This window comes from Pseudobutyrivibrio xylanivorans DSM 14809 (genome assembly GCF_900141825.1).
Classification (GTDB): Bacteria; Bacillota; Clostridia; order Lachnospirales; family Lachnospiraceae; genus Pseudobutyrivibrio; species Pseudobutyrivibrio xylanivorans.
This window is the reverse complement of sequence record NZ_FQYQ01000015.1, coordinates 63,289-74,093: the sequence shown is the minus strand read 5'-3', so window position 1 is coordinate 74,093 and position 10,805 is coordinate 63,289. Positions and strand designations below refer to the sequence as shown.

Sequence of the window (10,805 nt, the reverse complement as noted above, 5' to 3'; positions counted from 1 at the left end):
GAATTGAAGTCTTTAACTTCTTCAACCCATTGCTGATAACGCATCTGTCTTTTTAAGGCAGCTGAATTTTTCATATGAGTATCCTCCTGTATGTTCGGGTTTTATGACTTGTATGAGAACTATGTCCATAGTTTCCATACAATCCATAGTTGTTATACAGAATTATCTCAAATCCGAACAAATGGAACGAGGTACCCACTATTTACCGTTTACGGTGGATTCGGGACTTGAACCCGTTAGAAACGTGCGCCGCTAGGCGCACATTAAAAAAAAGGCTGTGTTTGGTTCAAACACAGCCTTTTAAATTATTACCATAATACTATCTTTTCTTAATATATAATGCCCACCCCACTGGGAATAAAACTGTTATTAGTAATCTCTTTATTGGAGTATTACCTATTTTCACAATATCAAAAAACTTTTTACCGATTAGTAAATTATCCATAGATAAACCAACAAGAGCTTTTATAAATCGCATTGGCTTATACTTTGCATAGTCGAAAATATCATTTATCAGGTGTTCCCACAAGTAAACATTTTCTCTTGATCTGCTACCAGTTTTATTGGTTGTTGCATTTTCTTGATCGCGGTAGTATGCTCTCAAACAATCATCAATGTATCTTGTTTTGTAATTCCTTCCCATGTTGTCCCATATAACTATTTCTGGGAAGAAACTTAAGCCACCATTGTCAGTTCTTCGAATGTCAGGAAATGGAAATTTTCGCATTAAATCAGTTCTATTAATTCCCCACATTTCAAAATCAAGCCCATACTTATATGTGGCATCTATACCATAATAATCCTCATATCCATCTTTAATGGACCTACCTATTTTTTCTCCTGTATCAGGATCATAGCATCTGCAGGTTATACCACGATATAGTTCTCTCTCACCAGGACTAATCCTATCCCAATAATCCAACATAACTTCAAACGCTGTAGGGATAAAAGAATCATCCGAATCTGCTATCGCAATAAATTCTCCTATAGCTAACTCCACGCCTTTATTTATCGCAATATGCTTGCCATTATTATCCTGATAAACATACTTTATCTGGAAATTTGCTTTACTAACATAACCCTCAACAACAGTCTTTGTATCATCTTTTGAACCATCGTCAATAATTATCCACTCGAATTCTTTATTGGTTTGATTCATCAGACTCTCGAATACTCTACCAAGAACAGCTGCTCTATTATAGGTAGGTGTAATAACACTGATTCTTACAGACATTTGTCTCACTCCTCAATTATTATGCGTTATCTGGTACCAAAACAATTTATAATATTACATATATTTAAACAAAAGGGCATCAGCATTATTTGTTGGTGCCCTTTTATTTTTTTACATTATTATATATCCACTGGTTGCATTCAATTTATTTTTCTGCACTTCTTTGTAATTTAATCTTACAGAATTACATACAAGTTTTGAAATATCTAATCCAAAAAGACACTTATTACCGTTTGGATTATGAAAATTCAAATTTTTGCAAGTAGTACCAGTTAATATTAAATGGGTATTCGAAAACTTATAGAACTTAAATATCAAGTTACTATCAAAATTGCAATTTAAAAATATTATTTTATTATAAGCATAATCGGTACTTCCATCAGTCTTCGTTAAAATCTGATATCTAAATTCATGCAAAGCACTTCCTGTTGTATCAAAAGTACATCCCTCAAATCTAAGCTGACCACTAGCAGGATATTGCACAGTAGACTGCTCCGAGATTGTATTTGTGTCCGCGAAACTAAAATGATCACGATAACACTGAACGTTTGCATAATCAAAATATTGCGTATCATTCATCTTAATAATCATACTTCTATTGCAATTCTTCGTTGTAAAATAATTGTCTGTAGATTCTATAGTACCAAATCTGTAAGTCATGTATGATACAACTTTGCCACCTGTCAAATTAATATGATTATCATGCAAAAATATTTTACTTGATTTATAGAATGTAAAACATGAGAACCATGTTACACCTTGGATTGCACCGTCGATATGATTTCCACTAATATGTATTTCTGAATTACTAGATAATATCTGCGCTTTTATTAAATCCATCGCCGCGCCATTAACATTTATTTGGTTGTTTGTAAAATATATATCTGTAAGTCTTTCAACTCTGTTTGTATCAGGCATTCCAAAAGCGATAAACACATCATTTTGAACCTTGGTTCCAGAAAAGTTAAAAGTGTTAGAATCAATATAGATATCACTTAGGTAATATCCCCATAGTGATAAGGCCTCGTCATTTCCTTTTTTGGATATTGTGCACTCAGAAACGTGAATATCGGATACTTTTACATCTGACCTATCGTGAGCAGAAATCCATAACCCTCCACCAACAGTAGCTTCAGCATCATTAGTTAATGTACACTTACTAAGCTTAACATTCTTAATATCTGTTTGCTCAGCTTTAATCCACATGACTGTTATTGAAGGATTCTGAGCCCCTCCTACATAAAAGCCACAATTATTAATTGAAATTGAATTACCTTTTATGATGGAGAATAAAACACCTTCTGTTCCAGACTGATTCTTCTTTCTAGTAAAATTTGTACCATTATCAGCTGTATACCTAAAAGATATGTTTTCCATAGTAAGTGAATTGGCCTTAAAAGTTACAATTCCTCTTTGATCCCAGCTGTCAATGCTATTTTTATTTACATAATCTCTAAAATTTATAATTGTGTTTTCTTTTGATTCACCTTTAACTACACAGTCAAAGTTTAACAAAATATTAGTTGACGAGTAATAATTTCCATTAGGGAAATATAAAGTCTTACCATAATCACGAGCTGCATTACACGCTTTCTGTATAGCAGCACTATCGTCAGTTTTACCATCACCAACTGCACCATAATCTTTAACACTTACATAATCTTGGTTATTAGAAGTGGTAGCTAAAAGATTTGCACTCTTCTGAATCTTACTAGACTCTAAAAGACTAATCTCCTGATTGTTTTCCAATAAACTTTCTTGAAGTTTAGAATCCTCCAATAATACCATTTCGTCAGCAAATTTTTCATTAACCTCATCCCCATTGGTATCATTTAATTCATTGTTGTTTTCTTCATTCTCGATTTCTTCATTCTGTTCGTCTTCAATTTCATTTTCTGTCGAATCAGTAACTGAATACTCTGAAGTGACATCAGATACTTGAACCTCCTCAGCATCTACATTTGTCACATTCAACAATAAAGCAAAAATGATACACATTGCATAATAAAAAATTGCTTTCCTACTCTGTCTCAATTTACTGTCTCCTTTCTTAGCTATCTTTTATTGTTTATGTAAAAAAAATTATGGTAAGCAACATCTCTACAATATAACATTTCGTTTTATCTTAATTATAAAAACCTTATTTCTTAATTATCTTTTTAATCTTTCTATATATCACTCTTAATGCATCTGGTTCAGTATATTTTAATAATTCCTGAACATCGTCACATTTTGAAAGTTTTTTAAAAAACTTTGCCCTATTACTTGGCACCTTCATAGAATGTCGTGAATCTGCCGTTTTAGGAAGATAAAAATCAACTTCTCCCTCCTTATATACCAAGTTTGATTTAATATTATCAAACATCTTCATTCCTGGTTGCGAGTGAGTTATCACAACCGAAACACCCTTCTCATTGTAAAAATCCGGCATGATATTCTCGATACCCCAACAATCTCCTAAAGTAATATCAGAGTATCTTTCCATATTTTTAAAGGAACAACTATAGCATGATGGACGTAAACATATGTCTCTCAAGAATAATTTCATGTATATATTATCCCTATATAATTGGCTATATTTTTTTCCAGATGCAGATGTTACTTCAAATGAATAATCTTTCCAACTAGGATTCTTTACTCTAAATCGAATATGCTCAAATTTCTCAAATCCGGTTTTTCTTTTTAAACTATCTAAATATTTTTTCCATACAAGGGAGCTAGGTGCCCCATGGCACAAAACATCTATGGTAAACAAATTATCGTATTCTTTTCCTAAATATCCTTTTAGGCCAGCAATTTGACATCCAGTTCCAGTATACAATACTTTTCTACCAGCTTTAAGAAATGTCTCTGCCTCTTTAAATGAATTACCAATAACACTTTGAACATACTTACTGCTCTGAAGAATATATAAATCTTCCATAGATTCTACGTAAGTATGTCTTACCATAAAATCCTCATCAAAAGCTGCACCAAAAACGACACCACCATCTTTTAAAACCAAAGACGCAATCTCAGTAAAAATAGCTCCTGATGATGATTTTAGTAGAAGCTCTTCATTTTTAGAATATGCTGCGAATGCGGTAATCACATCCTCAGATTTTTTTGAATCATTTATGATTGGACATACTCGCTCGCATTTGTTACAAGATATGCATTTCGTCTCATCCACATTAGGATATAAAAATCCTTCTGCATCCGCTTGCATTTCAATACAGCCAACAGGACACGCCTGGGCGCAAGCCATACAACCACAGCATTTCTCTTTATTCGTTATTCTTATCAATTTTATCGACTCCTATGAAAACTTTATCCTACGTTTAATGGCAGTAGAATATCTAACCATTTGTGATGTAATTAGCGGACATTTTATGAAATGCTTATACTTTAAGGGATTTACTAAATGATTATTCTCACGTAATGCAACAATCATTTTCATATTATTCACTAAATCATCAGCATTAAACTCATCCTTACTAAGATTCTCTCTAACATTTCTGTAGAAAGAAATAACTATATCAGCGTAATGCCCACTACTTTTTTCCACTAATTCTTTGTCGTTTTGTTCAGTGTAATAATCAACCTGTGATTTTACTGCATCTAAATAGAATAAATTCTTCTTAGAAAAAGTCTTCTGTGTAATAGACTCAGGAGTTATACGATAGTAATACAGAGATATAGGAACAATCGCAACTCTCTCAACAGAATAAAATACTCTATAAGATAAATATAAATCCTCGTGAATCTTGCCCTCAGGGAATCTTAAACCATCAAACAATGAACGGTGATATAACTTATTCCAAAGAACAGTTGCATTTACACCTTCAATAGTATAAATTTTCTTACAAATATCGCGGCCACTAATAATTGGGCAAGCCTCTTTGTAATCATCCTTATACATATCAATTGTGTTATCATCCTCAAATCTGTCATGGTTACACTGAGACATTTTCGCATTATTATTAACGCATGCATCAAGAAGTATTTCTACATACTTTTCCGATACAATATCATCTGAATCTACAAATGCAATATATTCACCTTTAGCAAGTTCTAAGCCCTTATTTCTTGCAACAGAAACTCCGCTATTTTTCTGATGGAATACAACTACTCTCTCATCCTTCTCAGCAAACTTATCGCATATCTCTCCAGACTTATCCTTTGAACCATCATTAATTAAAATGATTTCAATATTCTCATAAGATTGTGTAGTTAAACTACTAATACATTTTTCCAAATACTTCTCGACATTGTACACTGGTACAATGATCGATACCAAATAATTCTCCCTATTCATCTCTCGTCTCCCTCTTATTTTTTAATTATTCTCTTTAGTTTTCCTTTTGTCATTTTGTCAAATAGATTTATAGCCTCATTGAACTCATCAGTTTTGTGATATATTACAATGAAGGTGCTGTTGACTAAAACTGTACATATCACTAGTCTTACAATCATTTCAAACAGTGGATTTCCTGTGATTTTAAGGCATATAAATGCAACGATGCTATCGATAATTATAACAACCACTGTATATGAAAACAGCGATTTTAAATATTGTGCAAGAAATCTTCTTTCAAACAATACTGTAAACAAATTGTGTAGAATCCATGGCATTCCTATTAACAACATACTTATTACAGTTGATAAAATTACACCATAAAGCCCCCACCACTGAACCATCACTAAATTCATAACAAGATTACTAAGTGCTGTTACTAATGGTCTAAATCTATCTTCGTGCCACATTCCCGCTGCATCTTTATATAAATTCAAAAGAGAATTTATTTCTTGAATAAAGAAATATGCTACCAGGCAGATTACCATCATATAATTCAACATTAATTTCTCGCCCATCCATAACTTCATAAATGGTTGCATTAAGAGCAAGAAGCATGCCGCACAAAAACCAGAAATCCAACAAATTATAAAAGTAAGCTTTTTAAGGTCGTTGAAATTCTTCTCTTGGGTTTCCATGATAATACTATTGCCTATTCCTGCTGTACAAGCCGTGTAAACAATAGTAATAACTCCCATTACCGAATTAATAGGATAGAAATAATTCTGATAAGTAGTAAGACTAGTCAATCCCAAAAATGCAGATATGACAATTGCATCAGCAGAACCAACTATTACAGAACCCAGCTTAGAGGTAAATAAATCGGTGATTCGCTTATTAATTACTTTAATCTCTTCCTTTGGCAACTTACCTTTTGGATTATACTGTGGATACAACTTTTTAGAAAAATGAGCTGTTATAATATTTGCAATTATTTGAGAAAAAAGAATAGCCAACACATACAAATAATAGTCTCTAAATACTGTTAATACTATTATTTGAACTATATATTTTATGGTATCGGTGACCATTACTACTCTATTAGCTACATCATTTCTTTGATGTGCAGTTAGAACACTATTTCTATAAGCAAAAAGCCAATATGTCAAAACTGTAGCTGCTAAGTTCATTAGATATAAAACATACAGATTTATATCGCTAGGTAAATCAGCCTTTATAAGCTTTGGTAAAAAAGGTATTACTGTACATCCCGCTACCGCTATAATTAATCCAATCACTCTATAATATGTTCTATATAGTGACATTAATGCACAAATAGTATCCTCATCATCTTCGGCAATTGGTTTATACATAGAGAATACCATCGCTGATCCTACACCTAACTCTGCCAAATTCAGAACCTGAAGTATGGAAGTGAAAAGTCCATTCAAACCAGCATAACCTGGACCAAGCAAGTATATCATCAGTGTTCTCATTACAAATGGTATGAGCAACTGATAAATCTTTAAAACCACACCAAAAAATATATTTCTTGTAGCATTCTTAGTTCTTTCAATTTTCATTTTTATAACACCTAATTAAATATTTAAACTGTTCTTTAAAAAGTCAATTGAGTTTGCTTTTTCCGCCTCAATTATTGAATCTACACCTGAATAGTCACAATTCCAGTTAATCTTTTCAAGCTCATCTGTAGTAGCAACAAAACGTTCCTGCATACCAATCATATCTAGTAATGAAACGAGTCTTGTGCTCATATTTCCTGTCCACTTGTCTTTGCTTCGATTAACTACAACAAAGTCTCTGTGATAAATCAAAGAAAATACAGTTGCATGGAATGAATCTGTTAAAACATAATCTGCATTTTTAATAATGGAAACGAAATCGAATGGACCAACTCCGCCATCATTTGCCTTATTCATTTCTAGAATATTCTTTACGCCCATTCCCTTTTTCTTACATTCATCAAGGACCTTTGTGACGCATTCGTTCTTCATATCACCAAGGAAGTAAACAGCTACATATGGCTTGCCTTCCTGATCCTTGTTCTTGATCTCACGATTCCAATCATCTGCTGATAAAAGAAGAGTTGGATCAAGAACAAACTGTGCATCCCTGCCAGACATTTCCTTAACAAGATCAATGGCTGATTTTTCTCTTACTGAGATTGCCTTAAATTTCTTTAATTCTTCACCATATTCTTTTTTCTTATCCTCTGGATATTCAGTTACACCAAAACTTCCAGCATAAGAAACTCTCTGTTCTGGCTTTGCAAAATAAAGGAACTCTCTCTTTGAAAGGAATACAAAGTGTGGGTTCCATACCTGATCACTTCCAGCTACAAAGTAATCAATTTTGTCTGTATTAATCTCTGAAGCAATGCATCTGTCATAGTGAATGAGTGTTTCAAATTTTTCCCATTCATTGCCTTTTCCCAATATTGGGTTAAGCACAATCTTGACCATTTTCTTTAATTTATATAATTTTTGAACTGGTAATGTCTTAACATTACATCCCAATTGTTCTAAAACTCTTGTTAATGCAAGGTTCTGCAATCGATTACCATAATTTCTGTCTACAATAGTTACAATTCTTACTTCTTTTTTTCTCATATCCTATTCCCTCTTTAATATATATATTATGTACGGACATACTCTTAGAGCATCTAATTCAACTCTTTGTCGTACATTAATATACTTTTTATATTTTTTTACTTTAGATAAATATTTATCTATAAGCTTTTTATCATAAATTCTATTCTTAAACTGTCCATTTATAATTCCATATAGACATGTTTCCGCAAAAACAGTTTTCACCCAAATTGAAAACTGAGAGTTTTCTGAAAGAATACCCTTGTTTATCAGCCCATCCAAAAGTATTTCAAATTTTTCGCATGCTGTATATTTAGTAGAAATCAGGGTAAATGATGTGCTGTTTACTGCACTGCCTTCTCTCACCACATAGTTATATGAAGAGTTTTGTGCAACAAATACCTTTTCACAATAAGAAATATATTCTGCACAAAAAAGCATATCTTCCCAAATCTTAATATCAGAATCAAACCAAATATCATTCGAAATAATTAGTTCTTTTTTAAAAAGCTTATTCCAGACATATCCCCATACAGAGGTGCCTCTTCCCATATCTTCCAATGCCTGAATCTTTGAAAATGAATTTGGAAATTCATCTGTCAAAACACGAGCTTGTATTACCTCACCATTTTCTGATACTAGCTTATAATCACATACTCCAAGGTCTACATTACTTTCCACTGAGTTATTAAGTACTTCTAAATGAGAAAGATCTAAATAATCATCTGCATCAACAAAGGTAATCCATTCCCCTTTTGCTTCTTTTATACCTAAATTACGAGCGTTACTAACTCCTCCATTAGGAATATGTATTACCTTAATATTGTCATGCTTGAGTGAAAAATCATCACAAATCTGTGGAGAAGAATCTTTTGATCCATCATCTACTAAAACTATCTCAACATTTTTATATGTTTGAGATAATATAGAATTAATGCATCTTTCCAGATACTTTTCAACATTATATACAGGAATAATCACACTAATCATTTTTTACACTCTTCTCTATCTCAATACTGTTTTCAAAATCCTCAAATGAATCAAAAGAATTTTGATTTCTTTTAAGGTATTCCAGACTTAATTCCTTGGTATCTTCTAATTCCAATCTATCTCCAAACTCTGCCACAACTTCAGAATAGTTTCTTTCAGAAGTGAAAATAGGGAAATATGATTCAAACAATCTCATTTTTGGCTTTTCGCCAAATCTTCTGACATATGATTTGTATATCTGCTGCGCTTCCTCTACCTGCTTCTTTTCTCGACGTTCTATAAATTCTTCAATAGACATAATTCGCTTTGCAGGTGAGCCTGCATATACTGAATTACTCTCACACTTTGATGTAACAACAGCACCTGCTCCAATAATTACATTGTCACCTATATTAGCTCCAGCAAGAATTGTAGCGCCCCAGCCAACAAATACATTGTTTCCAATGGTAACTGGTCTCTGATTACCTAAAATACGTCCATCCATTACTTTGAATACTTTCCAGCTATAATCATGGGTCATAATTGTAACCGGGCCTGTTAGCGAGACATTATCTCCAATAGTCAAAAGATATGGATTTTGGAGATCAATGACTGTGCTTGATGGATAATAAATTTGAAAGTTTTTTCCTATTTTAACTCCCAAATTCTTAAGGAATTTTTCATAGCTTTCTGAATCAGCTTTATAGCCGAATATAATCTTTTTAATAATGCTCTTTAATTTATCCATTTTTTTTCATCCTTTTCATAAATCTCTTCCACTTTAGTTGGAAATAATGAAAAGAAAGCACTGGACGTGATTCCCTATAAAAGTCTCTATCACAATCAATATTTCTTGATAACGCACAGTACCTATTAGGAACAATTTTAAATAAATCCGATGTCAATACATCTTCGGAAAACTTCATGTCTCTACTTTGGAAATGCATATATAACTCTTCCTTATGACAAAGCTTTCCTTTTTCCATATAATATTTCTTTATATCTCCATTATCCCAAACATAAACAGCTCTCTCGTAAGGGAAAACATCAAATCCATATTTTTCAGGATTAAAAACTACTCTTGTGAAACGTGTAGGTAATATCTGGAAATTTACAGACCAGTCTTCCATCATAACCTTATAGCCATTATCTACAAACACTGTATTAACGGTTGTATTTTCATCCCATGTCTCATCAAATGCTGTGATTTTCTCAGTAGTGAACGATTCTTTGTAGAAATATCTTCCTCTTGCTTCCTTCATAAACACACGATTGTTTTCGAAAGAATTTCTGTAGAGAATCATGTGTCCTAAACAAAAAATCTTATCATATTCATCAAGCATCTTATCATCTATAAATCTTCCAAGATTGCCCATGATTGTATCAACATCGCAATGGCCCCAAAATCTGTATTCTTTAATGTAATCTTCAAAAATAAGACCATACGCAGGCTTATAATCACATAATTTATATGGTTGATTTAAAACAATGGGAAAATCGAATTTGCTCTGGGCAAGCTCTCTCATTTCGTCAAATGTCATCAATATTCTTTTTACATTTTGGGGATAATCATAATCTGACTCATCATCGGTGAAAAACAACCACTCAAAATCCGGATTCTTCTCACAGGTTTTAAGGAAAACCGGAAATGTTTTAGGGAGTTTTCCAAAATACGGATTGATAAAAGCACATTTCTTCATAAAACTATTCTCCATGA

9 protein-coding genes are annotated in these 10,805 nt (G+C 32.6%); all 9 read right to left on the bottom strand.

The genetic code is table 11. The annotated features are described in order from the left end of the window. Nucleotides 1-319: 319 nt before the first annotated feature. Nucleotides 320-1,234: a glycosyltransferase family A protein gene (locus BUA88_RS11035; protein WP_072917888.1), complete on the bottom strand. Its 915-nt coding sequence runs from the start codon at nucleotides 1,232-1,234 to the stop codon at nucleotides 320-322. A 111-nt stretch (nucleotides 1,235-1,345) separates the two neighbouring features. Further along, on the bottom strand, nucleotides 1,346-3,268 hold the full coding sequence (locus BUA88_RS11030) for a glycosyl hydrolase family 28-related protein (protein WP_072917883.1): 1,923 nt from the start codon (nucleotides 3,266-3,268) through the stop codon (nucleotides 1,346-1,348). Between the two features lie 106 nt (nucleotides 3,269-3,374). After that, on the bottom strand, nucleotides 3,375-4,520 hold the full coding sequence (locus tag BUA88_RS11025) for a Coenzyme F420 hydrogenase/dehydrogenase, beta subunit C-terminal domain (RefSeq protein WP_072917878.1): 1,146 nt from the start codon (nucleotides 4,518-4,520) through the stop codon (nucleotides 3,375-3,377). 12 nt (nucleotides 4,521-4,532) lie between these two features. Then, on the bottom strand, nucleotides 4,533-5,531 hold the full coding sequence (locus tag BUA88_RS11020) for a glycosyltransferase (protein WP_072917874.1): 999 nt from the start codon (nucleotides 5,529-5,531) through the stop codon (nucleotides 4,533-4,535). Between the two features lie 14 nt (nucleotides 5,532-5,545). After that, the gene (locus BUA88_RS11015; protein ID WP_072917870.1) at nucleotides 5,546-7,093 is read right to left on the bottom strand and encodes a lipopolysaccharide biosynthesis protein; all 1,548 of its coding nucleotides are present in this window, start codon (nucleotides 7,091-7,093) and stop codon (nucleotides 5,546-5,548) included. Nucleotides 7,094-7,108: 15 nt separating this feature from the next. Then, nucleotides 7,109-8,140 carry a polysaccharide pyruvyl transferase family protein gene (locus tag BUA88_RS11010; protein WP_072917865.1) on the bottom strand — a complete coding sequence of 344 codons (1,032 nt, stop codon included), beginning with the start codon at nucleotides 8,138-8,140 and terminating at the stop codon, nucleotides 7,109-7,111. Between the two features lie 3 nt (nucleotides 8,141-8,143). Then, a complete protein-coding gene (locus BUA88_RS11005; RefSeq protein WP_072917860.1) occupies nucleotides 8,144-9,109 on the bottom strand; it encodes a glycosyltransferase family 2 protein in 966 nt (321 codons plus the stop codon). Continuing rightward, nucleotides 9,102-9,836, bottom strand: coding sequence for an acyltransferase (locus BUA88_RS16615; protein ID WP_072917855.1), 735 nt, complete (start codon nucleotides 9,834-9,836; stop codon nucleotides 9,102-9,104). Before BUA88_RS16615 ends, BUA88_RS11005 begins: the two co-directional genes overlap by 8 nt. After that, nucleotides 9,829-10,788 carry a DUF6625 family protein gene (locus tag BUA88_RS10995; protein ID WP_072917850.1) on the bottom strand — a complete coding sequence of 320 codons (960 nt, stop codon included), beginning with the start codon at nucleotides 10,786-10,788 and terminating at the stop codon, nucleotides 9,829-9,831. The genes BUA88_RS16615 and BUA88_RS10995 overlap by 8 nt, the downstream gene beginning before the upstream one ends. Nucleotides 10,789-10,805 lie beyond the last annotated feature (17 nt).

Excerpts from the sequence above, each read along its gene's own strand:
- BUA88_RS11035 (WP_072917888.1), bottom strand. The coding sequence starts at position 1,234 with ATGTCTGTAAGAATCAGTGTTATTACACCTACCTATAATAGAGCAGCT.
- BUA88_RS11020 (WP_072917874.1), bottom strand. The coding sequence starts at position 5,531 with ATGAATAGGGAGAATTATTTGGTATCGATCATTGTACCAGTGTACAAT.
- BUA88_RS11015 (WP_072917870.1), bottom strand. The coding sequence starts at position 7,093 with ATGAAAATTGAAAGAACTAAGAATGCTACAAGAAATATATTTTTTGGT.
- BUA88_RS11010 (WP_072917865.1), bottom strand. The coding sequence starts at position 8,140 with ATGAGAAAAAAAGAAGTAAGAATTGTAACTATTGTAGACAGAAATTAT.
- BUA88_RS11005 (WP_072917860.1), bottom strand. The coding sequence starts at position 9,109 with ATGATTAGTGTGATTATTCCTGTATATAATGTTGAAAAGTATCTGGAA.
- BUA88_RS16615 (WP_072917855.1), bottom strand. The coding sequence starts at position 9,836 with ATGGATAAATTAAAGAGCATTATTAAAAAGATTATATTCGGCTATAAA.
- BUA88_RS10995 (WP_072917850.1), bottom strand. The coding sequence starts at position 10,788 with ATGAAGAAATGTGCTTTTATCAATCCGTATTTTGGAAAACTCCCTAAA.